This window comes from Ancylobacter sp. GW821-FHT10E12 (assembly GCF_058809335.1).
In genome coordinates, this window is sequence record NZ_JBXASN010000022.1 from 71,650 (window position 1) to 89,272 (window position 17,623).

11 protein-coding genes and 4 pseudogenes are annotated in these 17,623 nt (G+C 64.0%); all 15 read right to left on the reverse strand.

What is annotated here, in order from left to right; translation table 11 throughout:
- Positions 1-55: 55 nt before the first annotated feature.
- On the reverse strand, positions 56-1,492 hold the full coding sequence (locus tag AC1RU4_RS23625; RefSeq protein WP_492893862.1) for an NAD-dependent succinate-semialdehyde dehydrogenase: 1,437 nt from the start codon (positions 1,490-1,492) through the stop codon (positions 56-58).
- Positions 1,493-1,696: 204 nt separating this feature from the next.
- A pseudogene (locus AC1RU4_RS23630) lies at positions 1,697-2,248 on the reverse strand (type 1 glutamine amidotransferase); the annotation flags it as partial.
- The gene (locus tag AC1RU4_RS23635; protein WP_492893840.1) at positions 2,241-3,962 is read right to left on the reverse strand and encodes an amidohydrolase; all 1,722 of its coding nucleotides are present in this window, start codon (positions 3,960-3,962) and stop codon (positions 2,241-2,243) included. The gene AC1RU4_RS23635 and the pseudogene AC1RU4_RS23630, both read right to left, overlap by 8 nt.
- Positions 3,963-3,993: 31 nt before the next feature.
- Positions 3,994-5,301 (reverse strand): NAD(P)/FAD-dependent oxidoreductase, encoded by a 1,308-nt coding sequence (locus AC1RU4_RS23640; RefSeq protein WP_492893842.1) that lies wholly within the window; start codon positions 5,299-5,301, stop codon positions 3,994-3,996.
- 109 nt (positions 5,302-5,410) lie between these two features.
- Positions 5,411-6,691 (reverse strand): glutamine synthetase family protein, encoded by a 1,281-nt coding sequence (locus AC1RU4_RS23645; protein WP_492893844.1) that lies wholly within the window; start codon positions 6,689-6,691, stop codon positions 5,411-5,413.
- Positions 6,692-7,004: 313 nt separating this feature from the next.
- Positions 7,005-8,099, reverse strand: a complete 1,095-nt coding sequence (locus tag AC1RU4_RS23650; protein WP_492893846.1) for an extracellular solute-binding protein — start codon at positions 8,097-8,099, stop codon at positions 7,005-7,007.
- Between the two features lie 616 nt (positions 8,100-8,715).
- Positions 8,716-10,017, reverse strand: a pseudogene (gene tnpC, locus AC1RU4_RS23655) (IS66 family transposase).
- A pseudogene (locus AC1RU4_RS23660) lies at positions 10,006-10,071 on the reverse strand (hypothetical protein); the annotation flags it as partial. The pseudogenes AC1RU4_RS23660 and tnpC, both read right to left, overlap by 12 nt.
- A gap of 329 nt (positions 10,072-10,400) precedes the next feature.
- Positions 10,401-11,141 carry an enoyl-CoA hydratase/isomerase family protein gene (locus AC1RU4_RS23665; protein WP_492893848.1) on the reverse strand — a complete coding sequence of 247 codons (741 nt, stop codon included), beginning with the start codon at positions 11,139-11,141 and terminating at the stop codon, positions 10,401-10,403.
- The gene (locus AC1RU4_RS23670) at positions 11,138-12,697 is read right to left on the reverse strand and encodes an AMP-binding protein (RefSeq protein WP_492893850.1); all 1,560 of its coding nucleotides are present in this window, start codon (positions 12,695-12,697) and stop codon (positions 11,138-11,140) included. The genes AC1RU4_RS23665 and AC1RU4_RS23670 overlap by 4 nt, the downstream gene beginning before the upstream one ends.
- Positions 12,694-13,908, reverse strand: coding sequence for a CaiB/BaiF CoA transferase family protein (locus AC1RU4_RS23675; RefSeq protein WP_492893852.1), 1,215 nt, complete (start codon positions 13,906-13,908; stop codon positions 12,694-12,696). The genes AC1RU4_RS23670 and AC1RU4_RS23675 overlap by 4 nt, the downstream gene beginning before the upstream one ends.
- Positions 13,909-13,982: 74 nt before the next feature.
- A complete protein-coding gene (locus AC1RU4_RS23680; protein ID WP_492893854.1) occupies positions 13,983-15,263 on the reverse strand; it encodes a TRAP transporter large permease in 1,281 nt (426 codons plus the stop codon).
- On the reverse strand, positions 15,260-15,772 hold the full coding sequence (locus AC1RU4_RS23685; protein ID WP_492893856.1) for a TRAP transporter small permease: 513 nt from the start codon (positions 15,770-15,772) through the stop codon (positions 15,260-15,262). Before AC1RU4_RS23685 ends, AC1RU4_RS23680 begins: the two co-directional genes overlap by 4 nt.
- Positions 15,773-15,888: 116 nt before the next feature.
- Positions 15,889-16,863 (reverse strand): TRAP transporter substrate-binding protein, encoded by a 975-nt coding sequence (locus AC1RU4_RS23690; protein ID WP_492893858.1) that lies wholly within the window; start codon positions 16,861-16,863, stop codon positions 15,889-15,891.
- Between the two features lie 52 nt (positions 16,864-16,915).
- A pseudogene (locus tag AC1RU4_RS23695) lies at positions 16,916-17,539 on the reverse strand (dihydrodipicolinate synthase family protein); the annotation flags it as partial.
- Positions 17,540-17,623: the final 84 nt, after the last annotated feature.

Sequence of the window (17,623 nt, forward strand, 5' to 3'; positions counted from 1 at the left end):
GCACCACAGGACACGCGGACGAACGTCACCGGATCGGCGATGTGCTGCATGGGCTTCAGATGAAGCGCGTGCTGACGAATTTCGGGGTCAGATAGGCGTCGATACCCTCGCTTCCGCCTTCCGTGCCGTAGCCGGAATCCTTGACCCCTCCGAAGGGCGTTTCCGGCAAGGCAAGGCCGTGGTGGTTTATGGAAAGCATTCCCGCTTCCATATCCCGCGCGAGATCGTTCATCGTCTTGGCCGATCGCGTGAAGGCGTAGGCGGCAAGGCCGTAGGGCAGGCGGTTGGCCTCCGCGACCGCCTCGGCATAGTTGCTGAAGCGATTGACCAGGGCGATGGGACCGAAGGGTTCCTCGCTCTGGAGCCGGCAGTCGATGGGCGCGCCGAGCACCATCGTCGGTGCGAAGAAGTTGCCGTGCCCGCCGATGCGCTGGCCGCCGCTGCGGATTTCCGCACCATGCTCCGCCGCGTCGTCGACGAACGCCCGCATGGCGGCGAGGCGGCGCTCATTCGCGAGCGGGCCCATGGTCACGCCCGGATTCAGTCCATTTCCGGTCCTGATGGCTTTGAGTTCGCCTTCGAAAGCTGCAACGAACCGATCGAAGACGCCGCGATGGACGAGCAGGCGCGTGGGAGCGATGCAGACCTGCCCGGCATTGTAGTATTTGGCCCGGGCGAGCACCTGCGCGGCTTCGTCCACGTCGGCATCGTCGAAAACCAGCGCCGGGGCATGCCCGCCAAGCTCCAACGTGATCCGCTTCAGATGCTGGCCGACAAGCTGCGCCAGCGTCCTGCCGACGGCTGTGGAGCCGGTGAAGGACACTTTCCGGATCACAGGGTGGGAAATCAGATGGGTGGAGATGACGGAGGGAACGCCATAGACCAGATTGACGACGCCGTCCGGCGTGCCGGCATCGGCGAAGGCCCGGACCAGCTCCGCGCAACTTGCGGGCGTCCCCTCCGGGCCCTTCATGATGATCGAGCAGCCCGCGGCGAGGGCCGCGGCAAGTTTCAGGACGCTCTGGTTGATCGGGAAGTTCCACGGGGTGAACGCCGCCACCGGCCCCACCGGTTCACGGACGACGTCCTGCGCCACGTCCGGCGCGCGCGCCGGGATCAAGCGCCCATAGGCGCGTGTCGTTTCCTCCGCGAACCAGGGGATGATTTCCACGGCGGAGGAAATTTCATTGTGCGCCTGTTGCAGCGGCTTGCCCTGTTCCATGGTCAGCAGCGGCGCGATTGACGTGGCGCGCTCTGCCAGGAGGTTCGCGGCCCTTCTCATGATGTCGGCGCGTTCCATCGGACTGGTCCGACGCCAGACTGCAAAGTCGGCGTTCGCGGCTGCCAGCGCGTCGTCGAGCTCCGCCGCAGTGGCATGTGCGACCTGGCCGATCACATCGCCCGTCGCCGGGTTGACGACATCGAGGTCCGACGCGGCCCCCTGGCGCCATCGGCCGCCGATATGAAGGAGCGTATCGGGATAGGCTGGCATGATCGTGTGTCCGCTGCGGGAATTCTGATCGCGGGGCGCCGGTCGAACTCCCTGTCGATTCCGAGCGCGCTTGAAATGATCGGCGATGAGTTTCGCGACCTGCGGGCTCGACACGTTTTCTGCTTCGGCCAATGCACGGGTCGCGACCTGTTCGCCGACCAGTGACCGCCTGGCTTCCACCAGCGCCGAAAAGTATGAACTGCTGAATTCGGGATGAGCCTGAAAGCTGATCGCCCAGTCATCATAGGAAATCGCCGCGTGGGCGCAGAATATACTGGTTACGGTGATCCGCGCGCCGCCTGGCGGCACGATCACCTGATCCTGGTGCCAGGCAAGCAAGGTCAGGCCATCCATCCCGCCGAGGCCCGTATAGTGGCAGGAGCCGGCCGACCAGCCCGGCGCATATCTTTCGACCGTGCCGCCCAGTGCCTTGGCAATCAGCTGATGGCCAAAGCAGACGCCGGCAAGCGGCTTGTTAGCGTCGCGAATGGCGCGAACGAACTCTTCAAGCCGGCGCATCCATGGATGGTCTTCATAGACGCCGTACCGCGAACCGGTGATCAGCCAGCCATCCGCCGCGCCGGGATCGTCGGGAAACTGGCCGTCCACCACGAAATGGAAGACGTAGTTGAATGACTCCGGTCCCAGAAACCGGGCGAACATCGTGCCGTAGTGGCCGTACTGGCCGGCGATCTCCTCAGGGACGTGGCCTGCGATGCCGGAGGTCTCGATTGAAGACATGGCCCCCTCACACATGCTGAAGGTCCGCCATGGCCGTGCCGCAGGCTCGGTCCGCCCGCTCGAAGGTGATCCGCCCGTCGCATATGGTCAGCGCAGCGCGAATAGTGGACAGGGCCTCCGGAGCGACCACATCGATGTCGGCATCGAGGACGACGATGTCGGCGAGATAGCCCTCCCGCAACATGCCCTTGCGATCGCTCATGAACTCGACCCAGGCCGCATTCAGCGTGTAGCCGCGCAGGATATCGTCAAGGGGAAGTCGCTGGTCGGGAAGGTCCTCGGTGAGAGGCTCGCGCGTCATCGCCGCCGAGACCGAGAGCACCGGATCGAGCGGCGCCACGGGCCAGTCGGTCGAGAGCACCATGGGGGTGTCGGCCTCCGCGAGCGCCCGCCAGGCAAATGCAAAGGGCAGCCGTGCAGGGCCGACCAGACGCGGCGCCGTTTCCTCGGCGGCCTCCGCGCGCGAGGGCGCATGGATCGGCTGCATCGAGGCGACCGCCCCGATCCTGCCGAACCTGCCGATATCGTCGGGGTGGATGATTTCTATGTGCTCCACGCGATGGCGCAGGTCGCGGGCGCCGGTCACGTCGGCGGCGTGCTGGTAACCGTTCAGCACGCGGCGAACGGCTCCGTCGCCGACCGCATGGCTCGCCACCTGGAGGTTGAGCCGTGACGCCGTCGCGCAGATGTCGTTGAACTGCTCCTGCGAGAAGAGGGCTTCGCCCTTCCAGCCGGGCCGGTGCGCGTAGTCGTCGAGGAAAAAGGCGGTCTCGCTTTCCGTCACGCCGTCCATGAACATCTTCACGAAGTCGCAGCGCAGCCTGTCGGAATTGTAGAGGCGGTTCCAGGCCGCCGCCTTCTCGTGCAGATCGGACAGGGGCGTCGAGCTCTTCATGTGAAACGGCATCCGGATACGCACCGGAAGACCTTCCATCCGCTCGATTTCGTCCAGAAGCTCGAGCTGGTAGAGGTTGCCGTCCATGTTCTGAATCGACGTGATGCCGAGACTGGCGCAATAGGCGAGGCCCTGGCGCAGAAGACCGATATCGTAGCGCCGCTCGCCCTCCGTGACGTTGTCCGGCTCGCCTCCCGTCGAGATGCCGAGCATTTCCCTTCCGCCACCCTCGAACACGCTCTGGACCAGGGAAATGGCATCCGGCTCGCGCAATTCGCCGGTCGCCAGCCCGTCCTCGCCGATGACGATCTCGCTGCCGCCGGCAAGCTTGCGCCCGTAAAGGAGGCCTGCGTGTCGGAGAGCAGTGGTGTTCACCCACGCCGTATGAAGGTCGAAGGCCAGCAGAAGCAGCGGCCGGTCATCGACGATCCGGTCCAGATGATGGCGGGTGATGGGTTCCGTCGGCGATATCGCGGTGTAGAGGCAGTTTCGGCCGATGATCGAAGCCGTGTCCGGATGCTGGGCGGCATGGCGGACGATGGCGGATCGCAAGTCCTCAAAGCCCTGAACGCCTTGAAGAGAGAGCTGCGACAGGCTCGCCGAGCCGCTGAAAATATGGACATGGGCGTCGTTGAATCCGGGGAGCACGGTGCCGCCCCGGACGTCGATCACGCGGGTTGGCGTCTGCGCCAGTGCCAGCACTTCGTGATTGCTGCCGATCGCAACGATCCTGTTGCCCGAAATGGCGACCGCTCCGGCAAACGGACGTCGGTCGTCCATCGTCTTGATCCGTCCATCAAACAGGATCAGGTCGATCGGTTCGGTCGTGTTCATTCCTTGCGTTCCTTGACTCGGATCCCGGATGTCACGACAAGGCATCGCGCAGGGCGTACCAGCTCATGGCAAACGCCAGCAGCGGCGAGCGCCATCGGGGACCGCCGGGAAATGGCGTAGCGGGAAGGGAGGCCAGCAGGTCGAACTTTTCGGCTTGTCCCGCGATGGCCTCGGCCAGGAGCTTGCCGGCCAGGGTCGCGAGCGCGACGCCCTGCCCGGAAAATCCGCCCGCCGTCAGCACGTTGCCGTGCAGTCGCCGGAAATAGGGCATGCGGCTCATGGTGATTCCGAGCGTTCCGCCCCAGCAGTAGTCGAACTCGACATCCCTCAGTTGCGGATAGACTTTGCCGAGAGGGCGGCGGACGACGGCGTCGAGGTTCGCGGGAAAGCGGTAGCCGTAGCTCTCGCCGCCGCCGAAAAGCAGGCGGCGGTCTTCGGAGAGGCGGAAATAGTTGATGACGAACTTGGTGTCGGCGGCCGCATAGTCCTGCGTCAGCACGGATGCCGCTTCCGCCTCGGAAAGCGGCCGGGTCGCGGCGATGAAGCCGTTGATCGGCATGACGTGACGCGCGATGTCCCGATCGAGATCGCCGGCATAGCCGTTGCAGCCGATGATCACGAAGTCGGCCGAAACGCAGGCGCGGTCCGTATGGACTCTCGCCGGCGCGGTACGATCGATGCGCACGACCCGCGACGTCTCGTACATCGCGACGCCTTCTTCTTCGGCCGCTTTCACCAGGCCGAGGAGATAGTTCAGCGGATGCAGGTGACCTGCATTGGTGTCGAGCGCACCACCATGGTAGAAATCCGACGGCAGGATCGCTCGGAAGGCGTCGCGGTCGAGAAATGTCAGCCCCTCGACGCCGTACTCACGTTCCAGCTTGTCGATGTACCGGCGTGTGTCCTCGACATAGCGGCGGCGATGGCAGGCCGTCAGCACGCCGTGCTTGAAGGCGCAGGCTATGTCATACGTTCCGATCATCTCGTGGACGAGTGCGCCGGCTTCCTCGGCGAGGCTCCAGAGGCGGCGTGCTGTCTCGACTCCGAACATCTGCTCCAGCTCGCCCTGGTGGAGCCGCATGCCCGAATTGACCTGTCCGCCGTTGCGGCCCGACGCCCCCCAGCCGAGCCCGTTGGCTTCCAACAGGACGACCCGATAGCCCTTTTTTGCGAGATGCAGCGCGCTGGACACGCCGGTATAGCCGCCGCCGATCACGCAGACGTCGCAGCGGATCTCGCCATCCGCGGCCGGCCGACTCGCGCGATGGGCGCCGGCCGAGGCAGCATAGTAGCTGTCGGGATACAGGCCCGGCCGGTCGTTTATGGTCAGAAGGTCCATGGCGTCATCGCCCGGCAAAGGTCAGGAACGGAAAGTCCCCTCCGAGCCCCGATGAACGGCCGGGTCGAGCATCGTCTTGTCCGGAACTGGAAGCGCATTTTTCCATGGATCAGACCGCCAACAGCAGGTGTTCGCGTTCCCACGGAGAGATTTCGCTCTGGAATTCCTCGAGTTCTGTATGTTTTATTCCTTCGTAGACCATGCAGAACTCTTCCCCGATCGTATGCCGGAACGCCGCGTCCTCGGACAATCGCTTGAGGGCGGTGAAGAGGCTACGCGGCAGCGACAATCCGCGGCCATATCCCTCGCCGGCGGTGGGTTCCCGGGGCTCGTCGGCATTGATCATGCCGAGATAGCCGCAGGCGAGGCTGCCCGCGATGGCGAGATAGGGGTTGCAATCCATGCCGACGACGCGGTTCTCCACGCGGCGGGAATCCGGTGACGACACCGGAATGCGCAAGCCGGTGGTCCTGTTGTCGGTGGCCCACTCGATATTCGTCGGCGCGCTGTCGCCGCCGGAAAAGCGCCGGAAGGAATTGACGTAGGGCGCGAACAACGCGGTCGCGGCCCAGAAATGCTTCTGACAACCGCCAATGAAGTGGCGAAACAGCTCGGTCTCCGAGCCGTCCGCCTGCGAGAAGATGTTCGCGCCGGTGGTCGTATCGACAACGCTTTGATGGATGTGCATGGCGCTGCCCGGCTCGTCCTTCATCGGCTTGGCCATGAAGGTCGCAAAGCAGCCGTTGCGAAGCGCAGCTTCCCGGATCGTCCGCTTGAAGAGGAAGACCTCATCGGCAAGGCGCAAGGGATCGCCGTGAGCGAGGTTGATCTCGAGTTGCCCCGCGCCCCCTTCCTGGATCACGGAAGCGAGCTCGAGGCCCTGCGCCTCGGCGAACTCGTAGATGTCGTCTATGACCTTGCCGTATTCATCAACCGCAGTGATCGAATATGACTGCCGGCCAATGCCTTTCCGGCCGGTGCGGCCGATCGAAGGCTCGATCGGGTCGCTGGGATTGGTGTTGGGCTGGGTGAGATAGAACTCAAGTTCCGGCGCGATGACTGGGCGCCAGCCGCGCTCCTCGTATAGAGACAGGATACGGCGGAGGACATTGCGCGGAGCGACCGGGAGAGGATTGCCATGCTTGTCCTCGACATCGTGAATGACCTGCAGCGTCACTTCGTCCGCCCAGGGAGCCGCACAGGCCGTGGACATGTCCGCTTTCAGGACGACGTCGACTTCGGTCCATTGGTCGGCAATGTCGAGATCGGCGTAGTTGCCCGTGATCGTCTGATAGAAAATCGACGACGGAAGGTAAATATTGGACGCATCGCCGAACTTGGCGGCCGGCATCGCCTTGCCACGCGAAATCCCGGCGATGTCCGGAATCATGCACTCCACTTCGTAGAGGCGGCGAGCGGCTTGGTACCGCACGAAGCATTCCGGAAGATCCTGTATCCAACTATGCGATGCCATGTGGGTCTTCTTCAAGATTGCAAGTCGGGTCTCTGCCCTCCCAAGGAGAGCAGCAACAGCTCGGGCATTGGAAACCGGCGGCGGACGCTGCTTTGCAGGAGAGCGTCGCTCTTTGATCCATTCAACTGTCAGCCGCGCAGCCTTTCGGAGCCGCCGACAATCATCCCGGGTGCGTGCGACGTCCCGTCGCCGGGCTCCAGGCAAAGCAGATCAAAGCAAATACCGGGCCCTAATTGTCCGCCTTGAAGCGCGTCCACTGCCGGTTCACGTAACGCACGATCGACTGCGCCTGAGAGGAGCCCATGAAGAAGCCCTTCTTGACGCTGTCGGGCGGATACAGAGCCGGGTTTTCCGCCAGTTCGTGCGGCAGGAACTGGCGTGCTTCCGGGACAGGCACCGGATAGCCAGTTGCTTCGGTATTCCGCGCGGCGACCTTCGGATTGAGGAGGTAGTTCATGAAGGCATAGCCGGCTTCCGGATTGGCCGCGTCCGACGGGACCGCCAGGGTCGTCATCCAGACGAGAGTGCCTTCTTTCGGCATGACATAGGAGATTTCGACGCCGTTCTTCGCTTCCGCGGCGCTCTTGCCCGCGCTGATGATGTCGCCGGACCAGCCGATCGCCGCGCAGATCGAGCCATTGGCCAGCTCGACCTGGTACTTCGTCGCGTCGATATAGGATACGTAAGGGCGAATGGCTTTCAGGAGGTCGATCGCCCTGCCAATCTCCTTCTCGTCCTCGGAATAGGTGTCGATGCCGAGATAGTGCATGGCGATGGGGACGATGTCAGTGGCGGAATCGACCATGACGAACCCGCATTTCGCCAGCTTCGCCGCGTTTTCCGGCTTGAACATCAGGTCGAGGCTGTCGAGCGGCGCGTCAGGAAACACTTCTTTGATTTTATTGACGTTCAGACCCATGCCGGTCGATCCCCAGGCATAGGGAACCGCGTGATTCAGCTCCGGGTCGCTAATCTTCAGCATACCGATAATTGTCGGATCGAGCCTTGCGGCATTGGGAACCTGCTTCCGGTCGAATGAACGAATGGCGCCCGTCTTGATTTGTCTCTGCAGGAAGGGAAATGCCGACGGCGTCACCAGATCGTAACCGCTGCTGCCCGCTAGAAGCTTCGTCTCCAGCATCTCGTCGGAATCGAAAGCATCGTTGCGGATTTTATAGCCGGTCTGGGCCGAGAACTCTTCGAGGATCTGCGGATCGAAGGAATTCACCCAGCTGAAGAGGTTGAGAGTCTTGTCGTCCGCGTCGGCGCAAAATGCCGCGGATGAGAAAAGGAGGGCTAGCACCCCGAGCTTCAGTCGCTTCATCACGTTCCCCTGCTTGGCCTGTCGCCCTTGTTTTTGATGGGGCGACGCTATGCCGGAGCCAGGTAACGGTCAACAAAAAACAGAATGCATTCTGTTTTTATCTTTGAGGTGAGCGCCTCCGCATTCCTGGTGGAGGCAAACTGAGCCCCCATCGGGAGAGGAGCGATACGGCGCAACCGTTTCAGGATGCGCTGCAAGTACGGGATCTCGTCCGCTGCCTGCCGACGGAAGGCAAGATATGGGGCACAGCGTACCGGCGCCTCGCGAGGGGCCGCGCAAGAAGAACGCGTGACACTTCGTTCGGCACCGGCACCGGCACCGGCACCGGGATGAGAGCGTATTAGGCTCCGATCTCGCGCTTATATGAGGGAATTGAGGGAGCTGGCGAAGGAGAGCGTTGCCACATAACGATCGCCGCATGGAGTGTGCCCCCTAAGGTGGACAGTGTGACGGAGAGCAATTGACCGGGAAGCCGGGCTTTCGAAAGATGAAAGCCATGGCCCGACACCGTTCCCATAGCGCCGCGTTCAAGCGCCAGGTGGCGCAGGAGTTTCTCGTCGGGGAGACATTGCATGGTCTCGCCAAGCGTCACGTAACCCTCTGGCGAGGGCCACGGTCAGGCGGCTTTGAACTTGTCAGCGGAGCTTGGTTGCCAGTTCCACGGCAAGAGGTCGAGGAGCCGGTTCTGCGGGATGTCGGCGATGCGGGTAAGGACGTCGGCGAGCCAGGCCTGCGGATCGATGTCGTTGAACCGGGCAGTGCCAATCAGGCTATAGATGACGGCGGCGCGCTCGGCGCCACGGTCGGACCCGGCGAACAGCCACGCCTTGCGGCCGAGAGCGATACCGCGCAGCGCCCGTTCTGCCGCATTGTTCGTGAGGCAAACGCGTCCATCGTCGAGGAAGCGGGCGAAGCTGTCCCAGCGGCGCAGCATGTAATCCATGGCCTGGGCCACAGGCGCGTGGCGGGAGAGCCTGGCGCGATGCTCGCGCATCCAAACCTCAAGCGGCGACGAGAAGAGCGCTGCGCTCTTGGCGAACAGCCCGACGCTGATCGGCACCCATGCCATTGATCTCGCGCTCGATATCGAACAGCGCGTCGATGCGGGTGACGGCCTCGAAGGCGATCGGCGAGATCGGCGCAGCATTGCGCCCGCGCCGACGGTTCGCCGCGATGTCGGCAAGCTCGAAGAACTTGCGCCGTGCGTGGGCCCAGCACAGGGCCTCGACGATCGGTCCCGGCTGGCGATCGGGCATGAGCAGTCGGTTGTAGCCGGCATAGGCATCGGCCTGCAGGATGCCGGTGAAGCGCGTCAGATGCTCTTGCGGATGATCGCCCGAGCGGTCGCGCGACGCCTGGAACAGCACCGCCGGCGGATCGGCGCCGCCGAAGGGTTGATCGTTACGCACATACACCCAGGCCCGACCGGTATCGGTCTTGCCCTTCGCCAGGATCGGCACCGGCGTATCGTCGCCATGTAACCGTTGCGCCGTCAGTACATGGCGCTGATCAGCACGTGCAACGGGCGTAGTGCCGCGGCGCAGGCGCCGACATGATCGGCCAGCCGCGCGAGTTTAGGGCTTGCCACCGCCACCAGCCGATCGCGCAGGAACACACGTCCAACAAGGCTGTCATCCGGATCCGGATTGACCCGGATCACCAGGTCAAATCCCTCCTCGATCATATCGACGGCGCGGTCTTCCGTGGTGACCTCAAGCCGGACGTCGGGATACTTAAGAGCGAACCCGGCAGCGATCCTACCCATTGCTGTCTGGGAGAAGAGCAGTGGGGCACTGATCCGCAACTTGTCTCGCGGCCGTTCACCACCGGACGCGATTGCCGATGCGGTCTCCTCCAGCTCCGTCAGCAGCGCCCCAGTTAGCTCGAAAAGCGCACGCCCTTCCTCGGTGAGCTTCAGATCACGCGATCCGCGCTCGAAAAGACGCAGATTGAGGGCCGCCTCCAGTTCCGCGACACGGCGGGACTATGTCGCCTTCGGGCGCCCTGCAGCACGTGCGGCGCGGCCGAACCCTCCATGGCGGGCGACGAGACTGAAATCAGCAAGAGCAAGAAGATCCATATGTTCCATCAGTGAGACGATCTGTCTAAATATAGCGTCTATCGGCGCGAATCTGGATCACTAATTTACAAGGTGTCTTTTGACCCCAAATCGGAGTGATCCCCCATGACCATCCTCGTTATCGGAGTTACCGGCCGTGTCGGCGGCCACGTCGTCGAACAACTCGTCCAAGCTCTGCAGCCCTTCCCACTCAAGGCGATTGCGCCTGATTGGGGAAGTCCCTAGCGATCTAGGGAATTCAGCATGGTTCTTCCCGGATGACCGGAGGAAAATTCGGCGACATTGGCATCGAGGGTCGTTGCCACGGCTTCCGGGAGAGGTCGATGGATGAAGGTCGATACCGCACGCTTCTGCAGCGCCATCGCTCGGCGTGGACGGGCTGCGATCCTGGCGGCGATCTCACGTGCCCGCCGCATCAGTTCCTCGTCGGGAACGACCTCGTTGACGAGGCCGATCTCGAGCGCCGTCTGTGCGGAAACGAACTCCCCCGTGTAAAGCAGCCAACGGGCGCGGCTTAGCCCGATCACCTGCTGCAACAACGCAACGTGCAGTCCGGCGGCGACGCCGTGACGGACTTCCGGCTGGCCGAGGACGGCCGAGGCTGCGGCTATGGCGATGTCCGAGCAATAGACGAGCACGCAACCCGCCCCGAGCGCCGCGCCGTTGACCCCCGCGATTATTGGCGTCTCGGTCGTTAGGAAGGTGTCGTTCAGGTGCTTCTCCGCATCGAGCATGTCGGCGAAGTCATCGGCGGAGAAATCCCCCATCTCCTTGACGTCGGTGCCGGCACAAAAGGCCCGGCTTCCCTCGCCGGTCACGATGATCGCCCCGCAGCCGGCGGCCGAGACCTCGCGAACTGCGGCCACGAGCGCCCGCTTGTCCGCCGCGCGGAGCGCGTTGCGCACCTGCGGGCGCCTTATCGTGATGGTCGCGACATCGCCGTCCCGTTCGACCTCGATCATGACGGTTTCTTAACCCTCTGCAGTTGCCCGCAGCCAGCCTCGACTGCTTCCCTCTCCAGTCCGTCCCGCACAGCGCGCCGTCTCACCTTGCCGAACCCGTCGCGGGGCAAGGCCCCGACGAATGACAGGCTCTTGGGCATCTCGGCGCCAGTCAGCCTGCCCGCGCAGTGGCGGCGCAACTCGGCAAGGTCGATCGGCGTGCCGATACCGGCCGCTTCGATGACAGCATGGACGCGCTGGCCCCACTCACGGTCATCGACCCCGACGACGACCACGTCACGAACATCCGGATGGAAAAGGATCGCCGCTTCGATCCGCTCCGGATGCAGCTTCACCCCCCCGGTGTTGATCACGTCGTCGCGGCGACCGGCGAGATAGACGAAACCCTCCTCGTCGAGCCATGCCATGTCGCCGACGCAGGTGAAGCCGTCCGGATCGGTTCGCGGCACAAGAGCGTGATCGAGGTAGCGGACGGCACCGGCCTCGCTCCAGCGGTGCATGTAGAGCTCGCCGATCTCGCCTGGAGGAAGACGCCGGCCTTGTACATCGAGCACCCGCACATCGGTTTCGAACGGACGGCCGACGGAACCCGGATGGGACAGCCAGTCCGGGCCGGAAATGATCGTCTGTCCAACATTCTCGCCGGATCCGTACATCTCGAAGACACGCTCGGCACCCAAGCGCTCGATCCAGCTGCGCTTCAGCCAGACCGGACAGGGCGCCCCGGTGTGATAGAATGAACGAAGCGAGGCAAAGCTGCAGGGCTCGGTTCCCAAGACATCGAGCATGCGCACCATCATGGTGGGCACCACCATCACGAACTCGACCTGATATCGGTCAATCGCCTGCAAGGTCCGGCGAGCGTCGAAGGTCTCCATGACGACGAGGCGGTGCCCCTCGAACAGCCCGATATGCGCCCAGGTGAGCGGCGCATTGTGGGACATCGCTCCACACACGAGCTGAACTTGATCCGGACCGAAGCCGAGCGCTGGCGCCACATTGCCCCAGGATCGGCCGGGCGATCGGGTCCAGGGCAGATCGTCGGCCATCAGCTTGGAGACGCCGGTCGAGCCGCCCGACAGCAGAATCTTGCCGGGCCGGGACACCTTGTCCTCGACCGGCGTCGCGGGTGCCACTGCGGCGGCCTTCTCCAGTGCCGTCCGTCTCAGGGTCTGTCCGTCGTCGAGACCCGTGCCGTCCTCAACTACGGCGAAGCCGGCACGGGCCCGAGCCAGCATTGGCGAAAGCTGCGCGGCCGGCAGGCCGGGATCGAAGGCTATGATGGTGGCGCCGAGCCGCCAGGAAGCCAGCACGGTGGCGAGATGAAGCAGGCCGTTGCGCAGGCCGATGCCGATCACCGTCCCCTGTGCGGCCCCGCGCTTGGCGAACGCATGGGCGACTTGGTCGACGAACCGGTCGAGGCCGGTCCAGCTGACGTCGCGTGCCGTGCCGTCGTTGGTGATGACCGTCACCGCCACGGCCTCGCCGCGCGTGGCTGCATGGAAGCGCAGCCGTGCTCCGAAGGTGGTCTCTCCAGTCTGATCCATGGTGCTCATCGGTGCGACTGCACCGCGCCAGATGTCTCCAGGCGGTCGATGTCCCGTTCGCCATAGCCGAGCTCGGCCAGCACCTCGCGCGTGTGCTCGCCTAGCAGGGGCGCGACCCGGTCGATATGTGCGGGGCCGGAGGCGAGCCGCACAGCGGTGTTGACGATCCGTGTCCTTCCAAGGCGGGGATGATCGACCTCCGGGATCATGCCGCGATGACGAATCTGCGGGTCGTCGAGCAGATCGGGGATGCGCTGCAATCGCTCGGCCGGAATGCCGGCGGCGTCCAGGATCGCGGTGCACTCTCTGGAGCTGCGGCTCGACACCCATTGTTCCAGCAGAGCGTAGATCTCGTCGGCGTGCTCGGCGCGCGCCCGGACCGTGGCATAGTCGGGGTGCCGGGCGAGTTCCGGCCGTCCGATCAGCTCGGCGAGCTTGCGCCAGAAGGAATCGTTGCTGGCGATCAAGCAGATCCATCCGTCGGTGGTGCGGAAATAGCCCCACGGCACGATGGCGCGGTCGCGCAGGCCGCGCCGGGTCGGCACGATCGCGCCGCCGCTGGCTGTGTGGAGCTCGACGGCCCAGTCGTGCATTTCGACCGCGCAGTCGAGCAGCGCGATGTCGACATGCTGCCCCCGTCCCGTGCGCTGGCGCGAGACCAGCGCGGCGCAGACCGCGCCGAACGCATGGGAGGCGGCGAGGAAGTCGGCGATCGGCAGCGGGGTCGGCATTGGCGGCCCGTTGCACTCACCGGTCATCTCCGGAATGCCGGCGCGGGCCTCGACCATGGCGCCATAACCGGGTCGCAGGGCCTCCGGTCCCGACTGGCCGAATGCCGATACCGAACAGAGGATGAGGCGGGGGTTCAGCTCCTGCAGGTGCTTCCAGCCGAGACCCAGCCGATCGAGGGTACCGGGACGGAAATTCTCGACCAGCACGTCGGCGGCTCCGATCAGCCCGCGCAGCACCGCCATGCCTTCCGGATGCTTCAGGTCGAGAGCGATGCTGCGCTTGCCCCAGTTCTGCTGCAGGAAATAGGCGCTCTCGCCGTTCTCGAAGTGGAAACCGTTGGCACGCGTGTCGTCGCCGGCGCCCGGCCGTTCGATCTTGATCACGTCGGCGCCGACACTCGCCAAGAGCAGGGCACAATGCGGGCCGGCGGCTACCCTGCCCATGTCCAGAACCTTTACGCCGGTCAGCAATTCACCCGTCTGCATCATCTCACCTTGCCCATTCCGTGCCGGGCCCGCCAGTCATCGAGGGGGGCTATTCGTTGTCCGCTGCCCCGCATCCGTCACGGCGCCAGGGTGCTGGCGAGCCAGGTCACCAGCGGCGGGTAGTAGGTCGTCAGCAGCAAGGCCGCAGTGAGCGCCAGCATCGGCATGGCGATCTTGGTGGAGACCTGGGCGACGTTGCGATCGGCGATGGTCGCGGCAACGAACAGCGTGCTGCCATAGGGCGGGGTCAACATCCCGACCGACAGGTTGACGATGACCACCACGCCGAAATGGATGGGATCGATGCCGAGATGATCGGCGATCGGCAGCAGGATCGGCATGACGATCAGCAGCGCCGAGATTCCCTCCATGAAGGTGCCGATCAGCAGCAGCAGGATGTTGGCGACCAGCAGGAAGGTGATTCGGTCATCGGCGAAGGCGCCGAGATAGTCCGCCAGCTGCGCCGGGATGTTCTGGCTGGTGATGAGCCAGGCGAACACGCTGGCTGTGGAGATCACGATCATCACCGCCGCCGACATGGCCGACGCCCGCAGCAGCAGCCCCGGCAGCTCCGAGAGGTTCAGCTCGCGATAGACGAAACGTCCGACAAGGGCGCTGGCGAACACGGCGACGCCGGCTGCCTCGGTCGGGGTCATCACGCCGCCGACGATCCCGCCGACGAGCAGGATCGCGATGCCCGCCGCCGGCAGAGCTACGATGCCGGTCTCGACGACGCGCCGGAAACTGAACGACAGACTGTCCCGATAGGCCGGTCCTCCCTGCTTGGCGTGGATGTAGCAGGCCGCCATGAGGCCGGCCGACATCAGCAGGCCCGGCAGGATGCCTCCCAGGAAGAGCTGGCCGACCGAAACATTGGCGATGGTGGCGTAGACCACCATCATGATGCTCGGAGGGATCACCGGACCGATGCAGCCGGCGGCAGCCAGCATGCCGGTGGCGAAATCGATATCGTAGCCGCGCCGACGCATTTCCGGCAGGGTCATGGACCCGACCGCCGCCGTGTCGGCCGAACCGGAGCCGGAGATGGCGGAAAAGCCGGTGCAGGCGACGACGGAGACGAAAAGCAGGCTTCCCGTCACCCAGCCGACCAAGGCGGTCGCGAAATCGATGAAGCGGCGGGCGATGCCGCCCTTCTCCATGATCAGGCCGGCGAGCACGAAGAACGGGATCGCCATGATGGTGAAGCTTTCGAGCCCTCCATAGATGCGCTGTGTGACGATGGCGAGCGGCACGCCGCTCGCCATCAGCGCCAGCGCCGCGGAAATGCCGAGGCAGAACACCACGGGTGTGCCGATCAGCATCAGCACGCAGAAGGCGACGATGGCGAGGGTGATCATCCGCCGATCTCCCCGCCCTGCTCGATGCTGGAGGGAGGCGCTTCACCAGCGCGCCAGCGCTCGACGGTGAACAGCAGCAGTTCCAGAGCGAAGTAGGCACAACCCACCGGGATCGCGAGATAGGGAACCCACATAGGAATCTCGAGCGCCGCGGACATCTGGAACGAGCCAATCTCGATCAGCGGTCCGCTGCCCGCGAGCGTGATCCAGAGAAACCACAGGCAGGAGAGCGACGAGATCATGAGAAGTGCCCGGTAGACCGGCTTCGAGAGCTTCGTGGCGATCAGATCCATGCTGTTGTGCATGTTGAACCGCATCGCAACACCGCTGCCGAGCAGCACCATCCAGACCTGCGCGAACGTGGCGCTTTCCACCGCACCGCCGATCGAGAAGTTGAAGATGTACCGGCCGAGCACCTGGGCGAGGATCGCGATGCACATGAAGGCGTAGAGGCAGATGATGACAGCATCGATCGTGCGCCGGATGCCGGATACCAGAATGGAGAACATGAAGCTTCGCCCCGCTGTGAGCTGGAATGTCGAAGATTGCGAGGCGCCTCGCTGGGAGTTGCACCGCGAGGGGCGCGTGCGAGGCGCGGGCATACCGGATGCGGCTTCCGCCCGCCTCACTGCGTCGTCAGTATCTCTTCGAGTTGCGCCTTCTGCTCCGGCGTCTTGATGAAGGCCTCGTAGACCGATTTGGAGGCCTCCCGGAATGGTTGGGGATCGGGATAGGTAACATCCACGCCCTTCTCGACCAGTACGTTGAGAAGCTTTGCGTCGGCGTCCGCATAGGCCTTGCGCTGGATCGCCGCCGATTCCAGTCCGGCCTCGATGATGATCTTCTGGATGTCTTCGGGGAAAGACTTCAGGCGCTGCTCCGACATCAACAGTTCGGCCACGATGGCGGTCCAGGAGATCTGCGCGTAATGCGGCGCCACCTCGAAGAACTTCTGGGCGTAATAATTGGAGTTCGCCGCTTCGGCACCGTCGACGACGCCCGTCTGGATCGCGCCATAGAGCTCATCATACGGCATCGGTGCGGGATTGGCGCCGAAAGCCTTGAAGGCCGCGATATGCGAGGGGACCTGCATGGTCCGGATTTTGAGATCCTTCAGGTCCGCCATCGACTTGACGGGTTTCTTCGTCAGTATGTGGCGGATGCCCGCCTCGTAGTAGGCGAGCAGGTGAAAGCCCCGTTCTGCGATCTTCCCCTTCAACTGCACGCCAACCGGGCCGTCCGCCACCTTGTAGAGATGCTCGCGGTCACGGAACAGAAACGGCAGATCGAAGATGCTGACCGGCTTTACAAAATTGCCGAGCGTTCCGTTGGCGGCAATCGCAACGTCAATCGTTCCGAGCAACAAGCCCTCCAGCACGGAGCCTTCGTTGCCAAGCTGGTTGTTGGGATAGATCACCACCTCGACACGGCCGCCGCTGCGTTCCTTCACCATGTCGGCGAAGGCCTGGAGGCCGATCTGGTAGGGCTCGCTCGGGGCAGCGGAATGACTTGCCTTCAGTGTGTATTCGGCCGCCGTGGCCTGAGAGAGCCACAGGGCCACAGCGAGTCCGGCAGCCGCAATTCTGGGAAAGATGTTCATTCGGTTCCCCTTTGAGTGTCGCTCTTGCATCGCCTGGAATGAACGTCCCGCATCAATCCGGACCGGACTTCATGAGGCCCAGATCGGTGAGTGCCCGGCGGAGAGAGATGTGTTTCTCTCCTGGTAGCGGCAGGCGCGGCGGGCGCGGGGCACCCATCGGCATGCCGACCATGGTCAGCGCGGCCTTGGTCGCGGACACATAGAGATCGCCGCTTATTGCATTGAGGAGCGGCGCAACGCCGTCATGGATGCGCCGGCCGGCCTCGCCGTCGACCTTCTCGACCGTCTCGGTATAGAGCGCGGCGGACAAAGCGGGAGCGATGTTGGCGAAGACGGATACGTAACCGGCGGCGCCGACCCGATAGCTCTCCCAAGGGTGGTAGCCCGCGAACACGGTCATCCGGCCGCCGCTCAGCCGGATGATGTCCGTCGTGCGCGGCACGCTGCCGCTCGATTCCTTGATGTAGGAGACGTTCTCGATGGTCGAGAGGCGCGCGACCAGCGGCGCCGTCAGGTCGGTGTTCGAGGTGAAGGGGTTATTGTAGAGCATCACCGGCAGCGAGATCGCCTCGGCGATCCGGCGATAATGCTCGAATATCTCGTCTTCAGTGGGCGAGGAATAATAAGGGGGGATGATCATGACCCCTTCGGCGCCAAGGCTCTCAGCCTCGCGGGAAAGCGAAAGGGACTGTCAGGAATTTCGTGTGCGGGGCGGCGGGGTTGAACATCAGGCCGCCATGGCCCTTGTGAAGCGCTCGCC

Bases quoted from the DNA above. Each gene is read 5' to 3' on its own strand.
- AC1RU4_RS23665 (WP_492893848.1), bottom strand. From the start codon at position 11,141: ATGATCGAGGTCGAACGGGACGGCGATGTCGCGACCATCACGATAAGG.
- AC1RU4_RS23670 (WP_492893850.1), bottom strand. From the start codon at position 12,697: ATGAGCACCATGGATCAGACTGGAGAGACCACCTTCGGAGCACGGCTG.
- AC1RU4_RS23675 (WP_492893852.1), bottom strand. From the start codon at position 13,908: ATGATGCAGACGGGTGAATTGCTGACCGGCGTAAAGGTTCTGGACATG.
- AC1RU4_RS23685 (WP_492893856.1), bottom strand. From the start codon at position 15,772: ATGTTCTCCATTCTGGTATCCGGCATCCGGCGCACGATCGATGCTGTC.
- AC1RU4_RS23650 (WP_492893846.1), bottom strand. From the start codon at position 8,099: ATGAAGCGACTGAAGCTCGGGGTGCTAGCCCTCCTTTTCTCATCCGCG.
- AC1RU4_RS23690 (WP_492893858.1), bottom strand. From the start codon at position 16,863: ATGAACATCTTTCCCAGAATTGCGGCTGCCGGACTCGCTGTGGCCCTG.
- AC1RU4_RS23680 (WP_492893854.1), bottom strand. From the start codon at position 15,263: ATGATCACCCTCGCCATCGTCGCCTTCTGCGTGCTGATGCTGATCGGC.
- AC1RU4_RS23645 (WP_492893844.1), bottom strand. From the start codon at position 6,691: ATGATTCCGGACATCGCCGGGATTTCGCGTGGCAAGGCGATGCCGGCC.
- AC1RU4_RS23625 (WP_492893862.1), bottom strand. From the start codon at position 1,492: ATGCCAGCCTATCCCGATACGCTCCTTCATATCGGCGGCCGATGGCGC.
- AC1RU4_RS23640 (WP_492893842.1), bottom strand. From the start codon at position 5,301: ATGGACCTTCTGACCATAAACGACCGGCCGGGCCTGTATCCCGACAGC.
- AC1RU4_RS23635 (WP_492893840.1), bottom strand. From the start codon at position 3,962: ATGAACACGACCGAACCGATCGACCTGATCCTGTTTGATGGACGGATC.